Genomic DNA, 18,650 nt, shown 5'->3' on the forward strand with positions numbered 1-18,650 from the left:
ATATCCTCCATGAAATCGTACATCCTGGCCAGTACCGCGCTCAGCGCCGCCCTGGGCCTCGTCCTGATCGGCGCACCGACCTACGCGACCGCCGCCGGCTACGCCATCCTGCCCGACAACGCCAACGGCGAAGTCCTCGTCACCGCCCGCCGCCGTTCGGAAAGCGTCCAGACCGTCCCCGTCGCCATTTCGGTTGTCGGCGGCGAACAACTCGACAAGACCGGCGTCAGCAATATCGACCAGCTTCAGCGCTATCAGCCAACCATCCAGCTGATTACCTCCAACCCGCGCAATACGGCAACCACGATCCGCGGCCTGGGCTCGACCATCGGCCTGACCAATGACGGCCTGGAACAGGGTGTCGGTATCTATGTCGACGAAGTCTTTTATGCCCGTCCGGGCTCGGCCCTGATCGACCTGGTCGATATCGAGCGCATCGAAGTCCTGCGCGGCCCGCAAGGCACGCTGTTCGGCAAGAACACCACCGCCGGCGCCATCCACATCATCACCCGCGCCCCGTCCTTCAAGCCGGAAGCCAACCTGGAAGTCTCGCTCGGCAGCGAAGGCTTTGTGCAGACAAAGGCGACCCTGAACGGACCGCTGATTGACGGCAGGCTGGCTGGCCGCATCTCGTTCGGCTCGACGCGCCGCGATGGCCTGCTGTACAACGTCACGACCAAGACCAAGCAGAACGACCTGAACAGCCAGGTCCTGCGCGGCCAACTGCTGTTCACGCCGTCGGACAATCTCAGCGTCAGGCTGGCCAGCGACTATTCGCTGTCCGACCCGGAAGCCAATACACAGGGTTATGTCCGCAATGGTGCGACCCTGCGTAACGCCAATCGTCAGTTCCCCTATCTGGCCGCCCAGGCCGGCTACACGCCCGCTTCGCAAAACGTCTATGACCGCCTGGTCGACGTCGATGGCGAAATCCAGGCCAAGCAGCGCGTGAAGGGCTATTCGGCCACGGTCAACTGGGACCTCGGCGACCTCACCTTCACCTCGATCACCGCCCATCGTGCGTGGAACTGGTGGCCGCAGAACGACCGCGACTATACCTCGCTGAAAATCCGCACCCGTTCGTCCAACCCGTCGGAACAGCGCCAGCTCAGCCAGGAATTCCGCCTGGCATCGGACGGCGACCGTTCCCTCAACTGGGTCGTTGGCCTCTATGCCTTCACGCAGCGCGTCGAAACCAATGGCACCGAAGCCTGGGGTGCGGACGCCGCGCGCTGGCTGATCGGCAACACGACCGGCACGCCGGCCGTCGCTGTCCCGACCGACCTGCTCGATGGCTACACGCAAAACATCCATGCGGTGTCGAACACCGACTCACTGGCCGCCTTCGGTCAGTTGACCTGGAAGGCCACGGAAAAGCTCAGCGTCACCGCCGGCCTGCGTTACACCACCGAAAAGAAGAGCCAGATCTACGAGCAGATCGCTTCTGGCGGTCTCGCCACGACGAACGCAGCCCTGATTTCGGCCAAGAACGGCATCTCGCGCACCTATTCCTACACGGCTGACGTCGAAGACTCCAAGCCGTCGGGCCTGCTCAGCGCGTCCTATAACTTCACCCCGAATGTGCTGACCTACGCCAGCTACTCGAAGGGCTTCAAGTCGGGCGGCATCAATGCGGCCGGCATCCCGACCGACGCCGCCGGCAACCCGATCCTGGCCAGCGCCGTGCTGCGTCCGGAAGAGGTCGATGCCTTCGAAGTGGGCCTGAAGTCGCAGTTCTTCGATCGCCGTGCGACCGTCAACGTCGCGGCCTTCACCACCTCGATCAAGGACTACCAGGCGAATGTCGTCGACTCCGGCCTCGGCTCCGTCCGCGGTTACCTGGCCAATGTCGAAAAGGTCGAGGTCAACGGTTTCGAAGTCGATACCCGCTTCCGCGCTTCGGATAACCTCAGCTTCTACGGCGCCCTGGCCTATACCGACGGCAAGTATGCGTCGTTCGCCAACGCCCCGGCGCCGCTGGAACTGCAGGCTTCGGGCAACTCGATCGTCGATCTTTCCGGCACGCAACTGCCGGGCGTCTCCAAGTGGGCCGGCGCCTTCGGCTTCGACTACACGATCGACGCGCCGTTCAACGGTATCGACGGCCAGGCATACCTGAGCGGCGACGCCAACTACCGCTCGGACTGGAACTCCGACGCCTCGGTGTCGAAATACGCCGTTATCGAAGCCTCGACGGTTGCCAACTTCCGCCTCGGCTACCGCACGCCCAACGGTCTTGATACCTTCTTCTGGATCAAGAACGCCTTCGATGAAGAGTATCTGACAATCCTCACCATCCAGCAGGGCAATTCCGGCGCCATCTTCGGCCAGCCGGGTGACCCCCGCACCTTCGGCGTCACCGTCCGGAAGAGCTTCTAGAATGACGACTGCCCGCGCCGATATGATTCGCCGTAAATTTCTGACGGCCGGTCTTGCCGGTGCGGGCCTTTCCCTTGTGGGCGCCGGTTGCGCGCCCAAACCCGCTGCGAAGGGTCTGGAGCTTCTCAATGTCTCCTACGACCCGACGCGCGAACTCTATATCGAATATAACGAACTGTTCTCCCGCTTCTGGAAGGACACAACCGGTCAGGACGTCACGGTCCGGCAATCCCACGGTGGCTCAGGGGCGCAGGCGCGCTCGGTCATCGATGGTGTCGACGCCGACGTGGTGACCCTGGCCCTCTCCGACGACATCGACAGGATTGCGCAAAAAGGTCTGCTGGACGCCGGATGGCAGTCGCGCCTCCCGCGCAATGCGTCTCCCTACAGCTCTATCATCGTCCTGTTGGTCCGGGCAGGTAACCCCAAAGGCATCAAGGACTGGGGTGACCTCGCCAGGCCCGGCGTTCAGGTCATCACGCCCAATCCCAAGACCGGTGGCGGCGCCCGCTGGAACTATCTGGCTGCCTATGGCTGGGCGCTCAAGACCTACAATAACGACGAAGCCAAGGCGCAGGCCTACCTCAAGACGCTGTTCAAGAATGTGCCGGTGCTCGATTCGGGCGCACGCGGATCGACCGTGACCTTTGTCGAACGCGAAGTTGGCGACGTACTGATCGCCTGGGAAAACGAGGCCCACTTGTCTTTGAACAAACTGGGCGCCGGCAAGTACGAGATTGTCGTTCCGTCCCTGTCCATACTGGCTGAACCGCCGGTCGCCGTCGTCGATTCGGTGGCGAAAAAGAAGGGCACGACCAAGGTCGCTGCGGCCTATCTGAAACACCTCTACAGCCCGCAGGCCCAGGACATCATCGCGCGCAACTTCTACCGGCCGGGCGATCCCGAAACTGCCGCGAAATTTGCTCACCAATTCCCTGATGTCCCTCTGGTTGCCATCCGCGATTTCGGCGGCTGGGCCAAGGTCCAGAAAGAACAGTTCGACTACGGCGGTGTCTTCGACCGCATCACCGCCAGCTAACGACTGGCCCCATCCACAAACTTCCACTATCTTCCGCCATCGCCCGCACAGAGGACACATCTCATGCAACGCAGACATCTACTTCTGGCCTTCGCCGCCATCTCGCTTACCGCCGCCGGCTGCGGCCAGAAGCCCGCCACTAAGGCCGGAGCGGTCGAGTTGCTAAACGTCTCCTACGACCCGACGCGCGAACTGTACGAGCAATACAACGCCGCCTTCGTGAAGCACTGGCAGGCCAAGACCGGCCAGACCGTTTCGGTGCGCCAAAGCCACGGCGGCTCGGGCGCCCAGGCGCGCGCCGTGATTGACGGCGTCGACGCGGACGTGGTCAGCCTGGCCCTGGCCGGCGACATCGACACGATTTCACAGAAATCTGGCCTGCTGGCCGCAGACTGGCAGACGAAATTCCCGCACAATTCGTCGCCCTACACCTCGACTATCGTCTTCCTTGTCAAGGCCGGCAACCCCAAGGGCATCAAGGACTGGGGCGACCTGATCAAGCCCGGCGTCGAAGTCATTACGCCGAACCCCAAGACCTCGGGCGGCGCGCGCTGGAACTATCTGGCCGCCTATGCCTGGGCCAAGCAGACCTATGGCAGCGACGCCAAGGCCGAAGAATACCTCAAGACCCTGTTCGAACATGTGCCGGTGCTCGATGCCGGTGCGCGCGGCTCGACCGTCACCTTCGTCGAACGTGGCGTCGGTGACGTCCTGATAGCCTGGGAAAACGAAGCCCACCTGTCGGTCAACAAGCTCGGCAAGGGCAAGTTCGAGATCGTCGTGCCGTCGGTCTCGATCCTCGCCGAGCCGCCGGTCGCCGTCGTCGACAAGGTCGCCGCCAAGAAGGGCAGCACCGAGGTCGCCAAGGAATATCTGAACTATCTCTACAGCCCCGAGGGCCAGGAGATCGTCGCGCAGAACTATTACCGCCCGACCGATCCGGCCGTGGCCGCCAAATATGCCGACCGTTTCCCGCAAACCAAGCTGGCGACGATCCAGGACTTCGGCGGTTGGGCCAAGGTCCAGAAGGAACAGTTCGATTACGGCGGTGTCTTCGACCGTATCACCAAGAAGTAGGCGTACGCGAGTTTAGTAACTCCCCAAAACCAAGACTTCACGGCGGGTTCTTTACGGACCCGCCGTTTTTTGTGTTGCAACTAAAAGGCTTAACCACAGACAGGCACTGAAAGGCGCTGCGCGCCGACACGGAAAAGGCACGGAATTCGAGCTTAATATCTGAGCCTGAGCGTGTGACCTATACGCAAAGGTGTGGTCCACAGATTACCCAGATTAGCACAGACTGTCCGTTCAGATGGATAGTGAAGTGCCCCTGTTGCATTTCCCGACGGCGCATAGCGCCGTCATCTGTTTGAGGTCGCGGCGCGCTGTAGTTCCGCAAACGCGGATAAATCTAGCAATCTCGTAATCTGTGGACCAATCTTTGATCGTTTTCACGCACTCAAACCCAGCCGTTCAAGCTCGAATTCCGTGCCTCTTCCGTGTCGGCGCGCAGCGCCCTTCAGTGCCTGTCCGTGGTTAACCCTTCACGCCCGATCCACAGCCGCCTTGTTTTCCAGATTCTCGCGATACCGGCGGCTGCCGAAGATTTCGCGGCCGTCGGTCATACGAATACGCAGGTCACCCGACGGCGTGCCTTCGAAACCGGCAATGCGGCTGCAGTTGATCAGCTTTGAGCGATGGATGCGGACAAAACCATGCGGATTCAACTCCGCCTCGAACTGGTTGAGCGTCCCCCGCACCAGCAGCGCCTTGTCTATTCCAATGCGATGGAATTCGACATAGTTGCCGGCTGCCTCAACCGCCAGCACATCGGTCGGGTCCAGATAATGTGTACGGCCATCGGCCTTCACCTCTAGGCGTCCAGGCCTATGTGGCGGCGCCTGACGCGTTATCAGCCGGTCCTGAACCCAGCAGGCGCCAAACAGGACGAAATAGCTGACGGCGTCCTTTCGCATCTCGTAGATCAGTTGCAGGCCCAGATCGCCCCGGGCGAAGTCATAGCGCGCGCCGTCCAATGCGTATCCGGCAACCCGGATCACAACCATGATACCGATATGCCCCAGCGAAAACAGCACGGCGATGACGGCATGGATGGCCAAGGCCTGCCATAGCGGCCGGCCGCGCCAGTATAGGCGCCAATAGGCCACCCAGACCAGTGGAAACAGGACGAGGATGGCAGCGACGCTGGAGACCTCCCACAGGAACGGCTCCCAGACCTGGAAGCTGCGATGGCCAGGCGGATCCTCAATCAGGTTCGACGAGACATTGACGCTGCAGACGAAGATCAGGAATGCGGCCAACACACCGAAAAGCAGCGGGAAGCGCTGCCACGGCAAGCGCTCCCCGCTCGTCCCTGGCCCGCCGCCGCCTGTCCCAGCCGTCTCCCCGTTCATCCCAGCCTCAAATCCACTCGTGTATGCGAGCTTAGCGCAAAAGATGCGGCGTGTCAGGAGGAAGACATCCACGGGAGCTTTTCATGACGACCTCTACCACCCGCCGTTACGACCTCGACTGGCTGCGCATCATCGCCTTCGGGCTTCTGATCTTCTACCACATCGGCATGTTCTACGTGACCTGGGGCTGGCACGTGAAAAGCGACCACGCCAGTCCCGCCATCGAACCGTTGATGCTGCTGGTCAATCCGTGGCGGCTCGACCTGCTCTTCTTCATATCGGGCGTGGCCACCGTCTTCCTCGCCGGCAAGCTCGGCGCATTGCGGCTGGCGGGCTCGCGGTTCACCCGCCTGTTCTGGCCGCTTCTATTCGGCATGCTGGTGATCGTCCCGCCGCAGAGCTATTACGAGATCGTCTCGGATATCCACTTCTCAGCCGGATATCTCGACTTCTACGGTAAGTACCTGACGGGATACTCCGGCTGGTGCGACCACGAAGGCTGCCTGACCGTCCCCACCTGGAACCACCTGTGGTACGTCGTCTATCTGCTGGTCTACAGCCTCGTCTTCGCGGCCCTGTGGCCAGTGCTGAAGCGCATCCCGTTGAACTGGGCAACGCGTCTGCCCGCCCCCGTCTATTTCGCCATTCCGATCGCGCTTTACTGGTTCGCACAAGCGGTCATGCAGCCGCGCTTCGAAGACACCCACGCCCTGGTCGGCGACTGGACCGTACACACCCATTCCTTCGGCTTCTTCCTGCTGGGGGCGCTGTCGGCACGTTTCGACCGCCTGTTCGATATCGCTGCCAAATCACGCTGGCTTAGCCTCGTCATCGGCCTCGTCGCCTATGCGGCCGTCAGCTGGCTGCGTCACCTCTACTACGCGAACGCCTTGCCGATGCCGCTCGAAATCGCCTGGGTCGTCGGCACCTTCCTCGAAGCTTGCCAGGCCGTCTTCATGATGTTCGCCCTGCTGGGTTTTGCCAGGCGCCATCTCGTCCATGCCGATGGCCCACTTCGCCGGACACTGACCGAAGCCATCTTTCCCTTCTATATTGTCCATCAGACCCTGATCGTCGTTTTTGCCTATAATCTCAACCGGTTGCACCTGCCGATCGCCATCGAGGCGACGATACTTATCGTCGCAACCGCAGGAGGATGCTGGCTCAGCTACCTGATTGTCAGGGCAATATCGCCATTGCGGCCGCTATTCGGGTTACCGCTTTCGAAGGGCAAATCGGCCTCTGCAAGCAATGCTTGAGCATTACAGGGAATCTGCCTAGTGTAACCGTGGTATTTACAGGTTCCGTGAGGCGCGTCCCTTGTCTCTGCTCCAACCCACTCCGGTCGCACATCCCCTGGTGCTTCGTGGCCGACAGGCTTATCAAGCCCGCGACTTTTCGGCGGCCTTAAGTCTGTGTGGCATGCGCCTGAAAGAACACCCCGACGATCTCGATGCCCTGGAGCTGAAGGCCGTGATTCTTCAGGCGCGCGGCGACGTCAAGGGCGCCGAGGAGACGATGCGCCAGGCCATCCGCTACGATCCGGCCTGCCCGTGGGCGCTGCACGACCTGACGCAATTGCTGCACGGTGCAGGCAACCGCAAGGGTGCGGAAACCGCCGCGCGCCAGGCCCTGATCGCCCGGCCCGACGATCCGCAGGCACACCTGCAACTGGCCGTTATCCTGGGTGAAAAGGACGACCTGCCGGCGGCCGAATTCCACAATCGCCGCGCCCTGGAACTGGCCGGTCCTCACCCGCAATTGCTGATCAACCTGGCGCTCTGTCTTTACAACCAGGGCCGGCTCGACGAGGCCGAACCACTGCTGCTGCAATCGTGCCGGATGGAGCCGCAGGCCATGACCATGGCCCACCTGTCGCGTGTCTATGAGGCAAGGCGCGACATGATCAATGCCTGGCTGTGGCTCGACCGCGCCGAACAGGCCGGCAAGAAGACCGGCGAGGATTTTACGTTGCTGCGCGCGCTGTACCTCAGCAACGGCGACAAGGTGAAGGATGCGCTGGAGCTGATAGACAAGCGCGGCCCCTTAAGCGCCGCGGCGCAGCTCGACCGCGCCCGCCTGCTCGACCGCCTTGATCGGCATGAAGAGGCGTGGACGGGTTTTGTCCAGGCCAAGGCGCGGCTGGCGCGTGAAATGGGCGCGCATTACGATGCAGCCCAGGTCGAAGCCGAAGCGACGGCGCTGAAGTCGGTTTTCACGCGCGAGACGCTCGGCCGCCTGCCCCGCGCCACCGCACGTTCCGGCCCGCAACCGATCTTTATCATGGGCTTCCCGCGATCGGGCACAACGATGATCGAGCAGATGCTCAACAGCCACCCGGATGTGGCAGCGGGCGGAGAACTGCCGTTCGTGCACGAATGGCGGGCGCTGCTCGAAAACGTCCTGCCTGGCACGGACGCCTTCCCGCAGCGGCTGGTGCATATAGAGGCCGCCGACTATCACCACATTCCGGGGCTGATGCGAGACCACTATCTCGGCCGCGCCGAAACCTATGGGATTACGCGCGACGCCAGGCCTTTGTTCACCGACAAGATGCCGCTCAATGACGCACACCTGCCGCTGATCCGCCTGGCCTTCCCGCACGCACCGATCATACGTATGATCCGTCATCCGCTGGACGTGGCGGTGTCGATGCTGTCGCATAACCTGACGCACGGCCACAACAGCGGCTATGCGATCGACAGCATCATCCGCCATATGGTGACCATGCATGACCTGACGGCGCATTACGATGAGGTGCTGGACCATCCCGTCCTGACCGTGCACTACGAAGCCTTCATCGCCAATCAGGAAGCCGTGACGCAGCAGGTGCTCGACTGGTGCGGCCTGAGTTTCGACGAGGCGACGCTGCGCTTCCATGAAAACCGCCGTCATGCGCCGACGCCGTCCTATGCCCAGGTGTCTAAGCCATTGAACGATCGCTCGGTCAGCCGCTGGCGCCATTACGAGCGCCAGTTGTCGCCGTGGTTTGGGCAGATTGCGCCGGTCGTCGAGGCGCTGGGCTATAGTCTGTACGCGAACGAAGCTTAGATTTTAGAAAGAGGCACCGCCCACCGCCTAACGGCGGTCCCCCCTCCCCATAAATGGGGAGAGCGAAGATCGGCTTGATAGTGACAAACCTACCCCTAACTTCCGTCGCACCTGTATAACAAGACGTTGGAATTGCACATATTTCGCCCTCCCCATTTATGGGGAGGGGGGACCGTCTGCGGAGCAGATGGTGGGCGGGGCCTCTTCCTTACTTCCCTTGCGCCGTCAGCCTGATACTCTTTACCACCCACTGCGGCGGCGGGGTTTTCTGGCCGAAGCCGAAGCACAGGTCGTTTGTGCCGGTCGTCGCGGGAATAGTTCCCTTCAGCACCGAAATCCCGCTGTTCTTGCCCGCATCGCCCAGCGGCAGGGACGCAACGACTGGACCTTCACAAGTGCCGAGATGGACGTTCAGCTCGCCGGCCTCCGACACCGGCGCATCGACCTTCGGCGGCTCAGGGTGATTGCCGAGCTGGAAATTGAATGGCAGGCTGCCGACCTCGGCCGTGATTGCCAGACCTTTCGACGTATCCGCGCCCCGCCACAGCCAGCACGGATGCAGGATATCGGTCAGGACCACGGCGCGTTCACCACCATCGTCTTCGAGATTGAGCACCAGCTTGGTATCGCATGTCCCCATCTGCTGACTGGAGCGTGTCTCAAGCGCAGCCTGGCTGAGCATCAATGTCCTGGGCGCCCCCAGCGCCTGACCATCCAGGAAGGTGCGCGTCGTCAGCTTCGTGCCCATAGCCAGGGTCAATGGCGCGCCATAGACCGGCGATGCCGCCGTCGGCGCCTTACCGTTGGTCGTGTAGTGCACCTGCCCGAGCTCAAGGCTGCGGCTGAGCCCGACCGTCACGCCACCATCAGCTGGCGAAAGCTCCGGCACCGCATCGAACGCGGCCTTATCGTAACGAATGCCCAGCTTATCCAGCCGGTTAAGATTGGCTGGCAGGCGTTTAGCGAAGCCATCCCATGTGCGCACATCGGCCGCGCTCCAACCGACTTCGGCCAGGGCGGTCAGGCGCGGAAAGACCTGGCGTTCAACGCGCTCGGTCGTCCTCGCGTGCTCGGTCCAGATATTGGCCTGCAAGCCCAGGATATGCTTGTGCGCCTCAGGATCAATCGCGGTGGGCTCAGGATTGAAGCCGTAATAGTCCTTGAGCGTCACGACCTTGCCCCGGCCCGGCGGCTCATCACCCGACAGGCTCTGACGATGGTTGAGATACAGGTCGGGCGCCGGCGACAGCACCGTATCGTGGCCCATTCTCGCCGCCGTGACCGCGCCATCCAGTCCGCGCCAGCTCATGATCGTCGCGTCGGGCGCTATGCCGCCTTCCAGTATCTCATCCCAGCCGATCATGCGCCGGCCCTTCTCCGAGATGTGCTTGCCGATGCGGGTGATGAACCAGCTTTGCAGTGCCATCTCATCCTTCAGGCCCACCGCCTTTATCTTCGCCTGGATCGCCGGGCTCTGTTCCCATTGCGGCTTGATGGCCTCATCGCCGCCGATATGGATGTAGGGGCTGGGGAAGATGGCCATGACCTCGTCCAGCACCGTCGTCAGGAAGGTGAAGGTTCTGTCGTCGATATTGTAGAGGTTGGGATAAACGCCCCAGTCGGACATGCCCTGCTTAGGCTTTGTGCCTTCGGTGCCCAGCTCCGGATAGGCGGTGATGGCGGCCGTGGCGTGGCCCGGCATGTCGATTTCCGGCACGACGGTGATGTTGCGCGCGGCGGCATAGGCGACGACGTCACGCGCCTCTTCCTGCGTGTAGAAGCCACCGTAACCTATTGGCTTGCCGCTCTTGTCGAATCCCGCCGCTCCTGCCGGTTGCCGCCACGCGCCGACCTCGGTCAGCTTCGGGTAGGCATTGATGTGCAGACGCCAGCCCTGGTCGTCGGTCAGATGCCACTGCAGAATGTTGAGTTTCTGCGACGCCATGGCATCGATAATGCGTTTGATGTCGGCGGGCGTCTGGAAATGGCGCGCGGAATCGATCATCAGGCCGCGCCATTTGAAACGCGGCGTGTCGAAGATGCTGACGGCAGGAAGCTCCACCTTGCCCTTTCCGGCTTCGGGCGTCGCCAGTTGCCACAGCGATACGACACCGTAAAAGGCGCCTGCGCGGCTGACAGCGCCGATCGTCACCCCGTCGGAATCGACCGTCAGATGATAGGCTTCGTTGTCTTCGGCGACTAGGGTCTGGATGCGAGTCAGGCGGATGACGCCCACGCCCTCAGTCGGGGCGGCCGTAGTGATTTTCAGCTTCAGGCCGCGCTGGGCCTTCAGCGTGTCACGCAGATATTCGGCGACAGACATCAGTTCGGCATCGCCAGCGGGGACATGGATGCGCGTGGCGTTGCTGAGGACGAAGGCGCCCTCGGAAACGGTCATCCGGGCCGGCATGGGCGTAATTGCGGGCGCTGGTGCAGCCAAGGCTGGCGCAGCAAGGGCCAGGACGGCCAACGACACGATCAACGGGCGGGCAAAGGCCATCGGCGGTTCCCTTAGGGTTTTGAAAGCATAGACATGGCTTCGGGCAGCGTCTTAAAAAAAGAGCAGGTCCACTGGGTGGGACCTGCTCATGAGTAAATCCGAAAACCGCATCGGGAGCATCCGGTGCGATGGCGGGCTTCGTCCTGGTCTTTCACCATCAGGAGATGGACACAAAGACAGCACACGGACCAGGCGCCTGCCACAACCGATATACGAATGGCACGGGCTTCGGATGTGCCGCACGGCGAAAGAGGGGAGCCGCGAGGCAAAAACGGGAAGAAGGCAAGACAGCCGGACCGGAGGTGCAACGCTCCGGCCCGGTTTACGCTGTTACAAATCAGTACTTCAGACGGAAGCCGACATAGTAGGACTGCCCATTGTCGTAGAAGGCGCGCGGGATGTCCGGCGTGCCGACGAAGTAGTAGAGGTTCTCACCCAGCAGGTTCTGGGCGTCGAGCGTCAGGGCGACGTGCTCATTCAGGTTATAGCTGAACGAACCGTCGAGCGTGCCGAAGTCGTCCTGCCACATGACCGTGCCGCGATCCTTGCCCGAGTTGAACTTGGAGCGGAAGTTGTAGGCCAGGCGGGCCGTGACGGCGTCGTTTTCGTAGTAACCCGTCAGGTTGAAGGTGTTCTTCGAATTGCCATCCAGCGGATCGCCATTGTCGTATTTAGCGTCGACATAGGTGTAGTTGAAGATGAAGCCGAAGCCGTAGTCCAGCGGCTGCTGAACGCTGAACTCGAAGCCCTTTGCGGTTGCCTTGCCGCCGTTGGCGGGGCCGGAAATCGTGAAGTTGGCGCCGTTCGGCGTCTGGATGGTCTTGAAGAACTGCGTGAAGGTCTCGGTCGTGATGTAGTTGTCGATGTCGAGGTTGAAGACACCGAACGACAGCAGGGCCTCAGGCGCATAGTACCATTCCGCACCCAGGTTGTACTGCCATGCGCGGTACGGTTCCAGGTTTGGATTGCCGCCCGCCGAACCGGTCAGGTTCGAGTCGACCAGCGAGAAGGCCCCGGCCAGCTGGGCATAGCCCGGACGCGTCATCACCTTGGCGGCGCCGGCGCGGATAACCAGCGTGTCGGAGGCGTTGAGGGTGAAGTTGGCGCTGGGGAGATAGTCCCAGTATTCCTTCGTCGTCGTTTCCGAACCGAACGAGCCAAAAACGTTAGTCACCGACTTGACCGGCGCATTGCCCGACCATTGCGTGGACATCGTTTTCGTCTGAACGGCGCGCAGGCCGACATTACCACGCCAGTTGTCGCCAGCCAGCTTGGTCATGGCGTAAAGAGCGGTGGTCTTTTCCTCGACGCTGAAGCTCGCCGGCGGATAGAAGGCGAACTGACGGCCGCCATTGTTGGCGTCCAGGAAGGCGTAGACGGCATCGGCGTCGGCGTAGGAGTAGCCGGGGATGCTGCCCAGATCGTCAGCGTAGTTGTCCGGCGTCATGCCGCCCTTGAACACGCTGCCGAGATCGACGGCGGACGTGCCGCTGTTGGCGCCGTTACCCGCCCAGGCATAGGCCAGGTAGTCCAGGACGCGGCTATGGTCGGTAAAGCGCCCGCCGAACTGGATCGCCTTGAAGATGCCGCTGTTCAGGTCGTACTTGAAGTCGAGTTTGCCGTAGGCTTCCTTGTCCGGCGACTTGATGGTGCCGCCCCACGACCAGCTGAACTTGTTGTTCAGGTAAGCGGCCGAGGCCGGATCGGTCGGCAGGCCGGCAAAGGCGACATTGGTCACCTTGCCCAGCGTATAGCTGGCGCCAACATTATCCCAATAGGTTTCCCACGCGGCGGTGTCGTCTGTGACGCCTTCGCCCGAGGTAAAGCCCAGTTGGCCGTTCATCGAGAAGCTGTCAGTGAAATCATAGCCGATGTCGAGGTTCAGCACGTAGGTGCTGGAGTGCGCCTTGCGGAAGATATCATCCTGGACGATCGCACCACCGGCCGCGGCGGCCTTGGTTGCATCCCAGGTCGCCGAGGTGACGTAATCACCCGTCGCCGTGTAGCTGTTCGGCGTCTGGCTGGCCAGCTTCGAGCCCCACAGCATGAAGTTGTGGTTTTCGTTGTCGGCCGCCAGGTGCGTATAGAGACCCGAGAAGGCGAGATCGAGCTTGTCCGACTTCCACTGCATCATGAAGTTGCCGCCCTTGCGGACGCGTTCCTGCGTGAAGTAGGCCGAGCCGATCAGCGACGGCACGTTCAGCGTCTTGCCCGAACCGGCGAAGTTGGCGACCGCACCATAGCCCAGGACTTCCTGGCCATCGCGGCGGAACTGGCGCTTCTCATAATAGCCGCCGATCAGGAAGCCAAAGTCCTTGTTGTCGTTCCGCCAGGAATACATGCCGGATACGTTGGGCGTCCATTCTTCGGCGAGCGTGGCATACATGGCCTGGGCCGACATGTTGAACTGGCCGGCCTTCATATCCAGCGGCTTGCGTACGTGGACATCGACCGTGCCGCCGATGCCACCTTCGGGCAGGTCTGCCGACGACGCCTTGATGACCTCGACCGTGCCGACGACTTCGGAGGGCAGCATGGTGTAGTTGAACGAACGGCCGCCATTGGTTTGATCCAGGACGAACCAGTCGCCGGTCGCGACATTGTGGCCGTCCATCAGGGTCAGGTTCAGCGTCGGGTCAGTGCCGCGGATGGAGATCCGCTCGTTTTCACCGAAGCCGCCGGCATTGGCCGAGCCGGTGACGACGTTGACGCCAGTGGCGCGTGCCAGCGAGTCGGCAACGTTCTTGTCCGGGAACTTGCCGATATCTTCAGCGGTGATGATTTCGGACACGCGGTCCGAATTGCGCTTTTGCTTCAGCGCGCTTTGCAGCGATTTGCGGATGCCTGTGACGACGACCGCGTCGGTGTCCGAAGCGCTGTCCTGGGCCTGGGCCGCGGACACGCCGGCGCCCATCGACAGACCGAGAGCGATCGAGGCCACGGCGCTTGTCATGAGGATATGACGTTTGAAATTCATGTGATGCTTTCCCTAATTTGCGCTCGCCTGCGGCATAGGCCAGCCCAAAAAACCCGATTTTGTATGCCGCATTACTCTGCTCGACAGGCACCAGAGCAGACCACCACGATACCATATGGGACCATTAAAGTACCTATCTTGGGACCGGACGCTAACTTTGGATTTAAAAAAGTGTCAACTTTAATTTTTTCGCCGCAGCGCAAAAGGGATGAATCCCACAGGCTTTGTGATAATAATGTCGCGGAAACGGTTGGAATGGCCCATTAAATTAAGGAAACAACATTAATTTGGCGGATATGGACGGCTGATGTTAGATTCCGCATTACATCGATTGCAATTTGGATTCAAATAAGCCATACCACTTATGCCAATTGGTATTATATCGGGGGAGGAAGAAAACCCATGCCAGTGACACCGTCCACAACCGCATCCGGCGCAACACCACAAAAAACGCCCTGGGGCGCAGTCTTTCTGTTCTGCCTGCTGTTCTTTATCTTTGGCTTTGTGACCTGGCTGAATGGCCCGCTGATCACCTTTGCCAAGGTTGCCTTTCACGTCAGCGACAGCGTGGCGCTTCTGGTCCCATCGGTCTTCTACCTGTCCTACTTCTTCCTCTCGATCCCGGCAGCGTTTCTGCTCAAGAAGATCGGCATGAAGCGTGGTATGGCCGCGGGCCTAGTCGTCATGGCGATCGGCGCCGCCTGCTTCGCACAATTCGCTGCCAGCAGACATTTCGCAGGCACCCTGACCAGCCTGTTTATCATCGGCGGTGGCCTGTCGATCCTGCAGACCGCATCCAACCCGTACATCTCGGTCCTGGGCCCCATCGATAGCGCCGCCCAGCGTATCGCCGTGCTCGGCCTGTTCAACAAGGGCGCGGGCTTCCTGGCGCCGATCATCGTCGGCACGCTGATCCTGCATGGCATCGGCGACCTGGCCGCCCAGGTCGAAGCCGCCGCCAACGATCCCGCAGCGCGCGACGCCATCCTCAACACCTTCGCGGCCCGTATCCACACGCCGTATCTGATTGTCGCGGCTTTCCTTGTCGCCCTGGCGGTCTTTGTCTGGTTCTCGCCCCTGCCGGCGTTGGGTGACGACGCCAATCCCGATTCGGGCAAGGGCTCCGGGGCTGCCATCGTGCAGATGCTGTTCGGCTTCCTGGCGATCTTTTTCTACGTCGGCGCCGAGGTCATGGCGGGCGACGCCATCGCCACCTATGGCAACAGTTTCGGCCTGCCGCTCGACGTCACCAAGTACTTCACCTCGGCGACGCTGGTGGCGATGATCGTTGGCTATATTGTCGGCCTGATCACCATCCCGCGCTTCATCACCCAGGAAAAGTACCTGACCTGGTCGGCTATCCTCGGCATCGTCCTGACGATCGGCGCCTTCCTGACGAAGGGCTATGTCAGCGTCGGCTTCGTCGCCGCGCTTGGCTTTGCCAACGCCATGATGTGGCCGGCCATCTTCCCGCTGGGCATCAAGGGCCTGGGCAAGCTGACCGAACTGGGCTCGGCCTTCCTGGTCATGGGCATCGCAGGCGGCGGCGTCATCACGGCGCTCTATGGTTTCCTCAAGGAACACTATGACTTCCAGCTCGTCTTCATGGCGCTGATGGTCGTCTGCTACGCCTATATCCTGTTCTTCGGCCTGCTTGCCGGCTCAAAGGGCAAGAAAGCCTAAGGTTCGCTCATGTCTTTCGTCTCGAATAGCTCCAATACCCCCCTGCTCTTCGCCGGCGTTGACGGTGGCGGCACCCATTGCCGCGTCCGCCTGCGCGACGCCTCCGGCCGCCTGCTGGGCCAGGCCGAAGGCGGCCCCGGCAATATCCGGCTGGGCCTGAACCTGGTGTGGACCAATATCCTGGCCGCGCTCGACCAGGCCCTCAGCCAGGCCGAGCAGCCTTCGATGTCGTGGGACCGGATCAGCATTGGCCTCGGGCTGGCAGGGATCGCCGACGCGTCAGACGTGGAAAAGACGGTGAAGGGCGGGCCGCGCTTTGCCCGGATCGACGCCGCCACAGACGCGCACACGGCATGCCTGGGCGCTTTTTCGGGACGGGACGGCGGACTGCTTATCGCCGGCACAGGATCGGCAGCCTATGCCTGGGTTGATAGCAAGGGCCATCCTGTCGGCGGCTGGGGCTTCGAGGTCGGCGACGCCGGTTCCGCGGCCTCGCTGGGACGCGAGGCCATCCGCGCTGCCCTGAACGGCTGGGACGGACTGGCGCCTGCCACCAACTTCACCCGCGCGGTGATCGCACATTTCGGCGGACATCCGGCGGACATCGTCCACTGGGTCACCACCGCCAAGCCGCGCGACTTCGGCCAGTTGGCGCCGCTGACCATGCTCCATGCCGACGAAGGCGATTCGGTCGCCGTCGCCCTGGTCGAACAATCGTCGCAGGACCTCGGCCGCTATATCCACCGTCTGAACGAACTCGGCTGCACCAAGGTCTGTCTGGTCGGTGGCATGGCCAAGCCGATGGCGCCGTGGCTGGCGCCGTGGACCGCGTCCATCCTGGCCGAGCCGGAACTGGATGCACTCGATGGCGCGATCCTGATGGCGCACGGCCATGAAAACGGCATCGGCAACGGCATGACCCCGCTGCCGGTTGAGGTCTGAGCCATGGACAGCGCTTGTCCCATCAATGCCTGTATCCTGTTCGAACTGGTCACCGATACGGCGGCCGGTGTGCGCTCAGGCGCGGCCGCCGGCGTTGACCGGATCGAACTGTGCTCGGCCCTGTCTATCGGCGGCGTCACACCTTCCATTGGACTGATGCAGATCGCGGCAGGCTGCGGCGTGCCGACACGCGTCATGATCCGGCCGCGCGGCGGCGATTTCACCTACAATCGCGATGAGCTCGACGCCATGCGCGCCGACATCGATACGGTACGCGCACTTGGCCTGGCCGGCGTCGTCTTCGGCGCCAACCATCCGTCCGGTGAGCTTGACGAAAGCGTTTTACGAATCCTGTGCGACCAAGCGGCAGGCCTTGAAACCGCCATCCACCGCAGCTTCGACCTGACGCCCGATCAGGGCGCAGCGCTTGAAACCGTCATCGGTCTTGGCATGAAAACCATCCTTACAGCCGGTGGCGCACGTACAGCCCGCGACGGCGTGGACGGCCTGAAAGCCCTGGTAACACAAGCCGCCGGCCGCATAGAAATTCTGGCAGGCGTTGGCGTCACGCATGACAATGCCGCCGAAATCGTTCTGTCTGGTGGCGTGCGCAGCCTGCATGCCTCGTGCGCCGCCCCGGCCTTTGTCCCCGGCGCGGCCGCAAACGATCGCGACTGGCTGGCCCAGCAATTGCGCGCCGGTCAGCGCGGCACGGACGAAAACCTTATCAAGACTATGCGCGCCGCGCTGGAATCGATAGAAACGACGTTACGTCAAGGTGGCCGCCAATGAGTTGCCTGACCGGGAAGACAACCAATCTAGACAACATGGAAACGCCTGATGTCATTTGCTGAATCCGTTGGCCGCCTGGCCAAGGACGACCCCTCTCCTCTGTATCTGCAATTGCAGCGCGTCCTGCGTGAGGCCATCCAGAGCCGCCAGCTGCATCAGGACGACGCCATCCCGCCGGAACGCGACCTGGCCGAGGATTTCGACGTCTCGCGTATCACCGTGCGCAAGGCGATCGACGGCCTGGTCACCGAAGGCCTGCTGACGCGCCGCCGTGGCGCCGGCACCTTTGTCGCCAGCCGAGTCGAAAAGAGCTTCTCGAAACTGTCCTCCTTCTCGGAAGACATGATGTCGCGTGGCCGCAAGCCCCATTCGGAATGGGTCTCCAAGTCGGCCGGCGCTGTCACGCCGGAAGAATCGCTGTCGCTGGGCCTGTCGCCCGGCGCAATGGTCTATCGTTTCCACCGCCTGCGCTATGCCGACGGCCAGACCATGGCGCTCGAATATTCGACCATTCCCGGCTACTGCCTGACCGCGCTGGATATGGTCGGCGCCTCGCTCTACGAGGCGCTGGAGAAGACCGGTCACCGCCCGGTGCGCGCGCTTCAACGCCTGCGCGCCATCAACTTCACTGCCGACCAGGCGGAACGTCTGGGCATCAAGCCCGGCGACGCCGGCCTGTTCATCGAACGCCGTGGCTTCCTGGCCGATGGCCGCGCGGCCGAATTTACCCAATCCTACTACCGTGGGGATGCCTACGACGTCGTCGCCGAATTGAACGACTTAGGCTGAGTCCCCACAAGCGATATGGCGAAAAGTGAAAGCGGTTTTCGCCTTTATCGCGCCAAACAAAAAAAGATCGGAATGATCTCTTCA

The 18,650-nt window shown here is 61.8% G+C and carries 12 protein-coding genes; 9 read left to right on the forward strand and 3 right to left on the reverse strand.

The features are described from left to right. Positions 1 to 9 precede the first annotated feature (9 nt). The 3 genes from AC1DON_RS10600 to AC1DON_RS10610 all read left to right on the forward strand — a co-directional run bounded on the left by AC1DON_RS10600 (position 10) and on the right by AC1DON_RS10610 (position 4,495). A complete protein-coding gene (locus tag AC1DON_RS10600) occupies positions 10 to 2,379 on the forward strand; it encodes a TonB-dependent receptor (RefSeq protein ID WP_476934768.1) in 2,370 nt (789 codons plus the stop codon). A 1-nt stretch (position 2,380) separates the two neighbouring features. Beyond that, positions 2,381 to 3,418 (forward strand): sulfate ABC transporter substrate-binding protein, encoded by a 1,038-nt coding sequence (locus AC1DON_RS10605; protein WP_476934769.1) that lies wholly within the window; start codon positions 2,381 to 2,383, stop codon positions 3,416 to 3,418. A gap of 63 nt (positions 3,419 to 3,481) precedes the next feature. Continuing rightward, entirely contained in the window at positions 3,482 to 4,495 is a 1,014-nt protein-coding gene (locus tag AC1DON_RS10610; RefSeq protein WP_476934770.1) for a sulfate ABC transporter substrate-binding protein, read from the forward strand. A 467-nt stretch (positions 4,496 to 4,962) separates the two neighbouring features. On the opposite strand, the gene AC1DON_RS10615 is transcribed toward AC1DON_RS10610, so the two are convergent. Next, complete coding sequence (locus tag AC1DON_RS10615) at positions 4,963 to 5,832, reverse strand: LytTR family DNA-binding domain-containing protein (RefSeq protein ID WP_476934771.1); 870 nt, start codon at positions 5,830 to 5,832, stop codon at positions 4,963 to 4,965. A gap of 83 nt (positions 5,833 to 5,915) precedes the next feature. Here AC1DON_RS10615 and AC1DON_RS10620 point away from each other — a divergent pair, with 83 nt between their 5' ends. Beyond that, positions 5,916 to 7,091 (forward strand): acyltransferase family protein, encoded by a 1,176-nt coding sequence (locus AC1DON_RS10620; RefSeq protein ID WP_476934772.1) that lies wholly within the window; start codon positions 5,916 to 5,918, stop codon positions 7,089 to 7,091. 100 nt (positions 7,092 to 7,191) lie between these two features. Further along, on the forward strand, positions 7,192 to 8,883 hold the full coding sequence (locus tag AC1DON_RS10625) for a tetratricopeptide repeat-containing sulfotransferase family protein (protein WP_476934967.1): 1,692 nt from the start codon (positions 7,192 to 7,194) through the stop codon (positions 8,881 to 8,883). Positions 8,884 to 9,091: 208 nt separating this feature from the next. Here the strand turns inward: AC1DON_RS10625 and AC1DON_RS10630 are convergent, their stop codons facing one another. Continuing rightward, a complete protein-coding gene (locus AC1DON_RS10630) occupies positions 9,092 to 11,383 on the reverse strand; it encodes a beta-N-acetylhexosaminidase (RefSeq protein ID WP_476934773.1) in 2,292 nt (763 codons plus the stop codon). 337 nt (positions 11,384 to 11,720) lie between these two features. After that, entirely contained in the window at positions 11,721 to 14,360 is a 2,640-nt protein-coding gene (locus AC1DON_RS10635; RefSeq protein ID WP_476934774.1) for a TonB-dependent receptor, read from the reverse strand. Positions 14,361 to 14,762: 402 nt separating this feature from the next. On the opposite strand from AC1DON_RS10635, the gene AC1DON_RS10640 reads away from it, so the two are divergent. From AC1DON_RS10640 to AC1DON_RS10655, 4 genes are read left to right on the forward strand one after another with little or no spacing between them, the layout of a single operon-like run. Next, positions 14,763 to 16,043, forward strand: coding sequence for a sugar MFS transporter (locus AC1DON_RS10640; protein WP_476934775.1), 1,281 nt, complete (start codon positions 14,763 to 14,765; stop codon positions 16,041 to 16,043). A 9-nt stretch (positions 16,044 to 16,052) separates the two neighbouring features. Continuing rightward, on the forward strand, positions 16,053 to 16,985 hold the full coding sequence (locus tag AC1DON_RS10645; RefSeq protein ID WP_476934776.1) for a glucosamine kinase nucleotide-binding domain-containing protein: 933 nt from the start codon (positions 16,053 to 16,055) through the stop codon (positions 16,983 to 16,985). A gap of 3 nt (positions 16,986 to 16,988) precedes the next feature. Then, positions 16,989 to 17,777, forward strand: a complete 789-nt coding sequence (locus AC1DON_RS10650) for a copper homeostasis protein CutC (protein ID WP_476934777.1) — start codon at positions 16,989 to 16,991, stop codon at positions 17,775 to 17,777. Between the two features lie 48 nt (positions 17,778 to 17,825). Beyond that, entirely contained in the window at positions 17,826 to 18,566 is a 741-nt protein-coding gene (locus tag AC1DON_RS10655) for a GntR family transcriptional regulator (protein WP_476934778.1), read from the forward strand. Positions 18,567 to 18,650: the final 84 nt, after the last annotated feature.

It is taken from the genome of Asticcacaulis sp. P4_H10 (assembly GCF_056400965.1).

What these genes read in the sequence shown, in the direction of transcription:
- AC1DON_RS10600 (WP_476934768.1), top strand. Translation starts at nt 10, where the DNA reads ATGAAATCGTACATCCTGGCCAGTACCGCGCTCAGCGCCGCCCTGGGC.
- AC1DON_RS10605 (WP_476934769.1), top strand. Translation starts at nt 2,381, where the DNA reads ATGACGACTGCCCGCGCCGATATGATTCGCCGTAAATTTCTGACGGCC.
- AC1DON_RS10610 (WP_476934770.1), top strand. Translation starts at nt 3,482, where the DNA reads ATGCAACGCAGACATCTACTTCTGGCCTTCGCCGCCATCTCGCTTACC.
- AC1DON_RS10615 (WP_476934771.1), bottom strand. Translation starts at nt 5,832, where the DNA reads ATGAACGGGGAGACGGCTGGGACAGGCGGCGGCGGGCCAGGGACGAGC.
- AC1DON_RS10620 (WP_476934772.1), top strand. Translation starts at nt 5,916, where the DNA reads ATGACGACCTCTACCACCCGCCGTTACGACCTCGACTGGCTGCGCATC.
- AC1DON_RS10630 (WP_476934773.1), bottom strand. Translation starts at nt 11,383, where the DNA reads ATGGCCTTTGCCCGCCCGTTGATCGTGTCGTTGGCCGTCCTGGCCCTT.
- AC1DON_RS10635 (WP_476934774.1), bottom strand. Translation starts at nt 14,360, where the DNA reads ATGAATTTCAAACGTCATATCCTCATGACAAGCGCCGTGGCCTCGATC.
- AC1DON_RS10640 (WP_476934775.1), top strand. Translation starts at nt 14,763, where the DNA reads ATGCCAGTGACACCGTCCACAACCGCATCCGGCGCAACACCACAAAAA.
- AC1DON_RS10645 (WP_476934776.1), top strand. Translation starts at nt 16,053, where the DNA reads ATGTCTTTCGTCTCGAATAGCTCCAATACCCCCCTGCTCTTCGCCGGC.
- AC1DON_RS10650 (WP_476934777.1), top strand. Translation starts at nt 16,989, where the DNA reads ATGGACAGCGCTTGTCCCATCAATGCCTGTATCCTGTTCGAACTGGTC.
- AC1DON_RS10655 (WP_476934778.1), top strand. Translation starts at nt 17,826, where the DNA reads ATGTCATTTGCTGAATCCGTTGGCCGCCTGGCCAAGGACGACCCCTCT.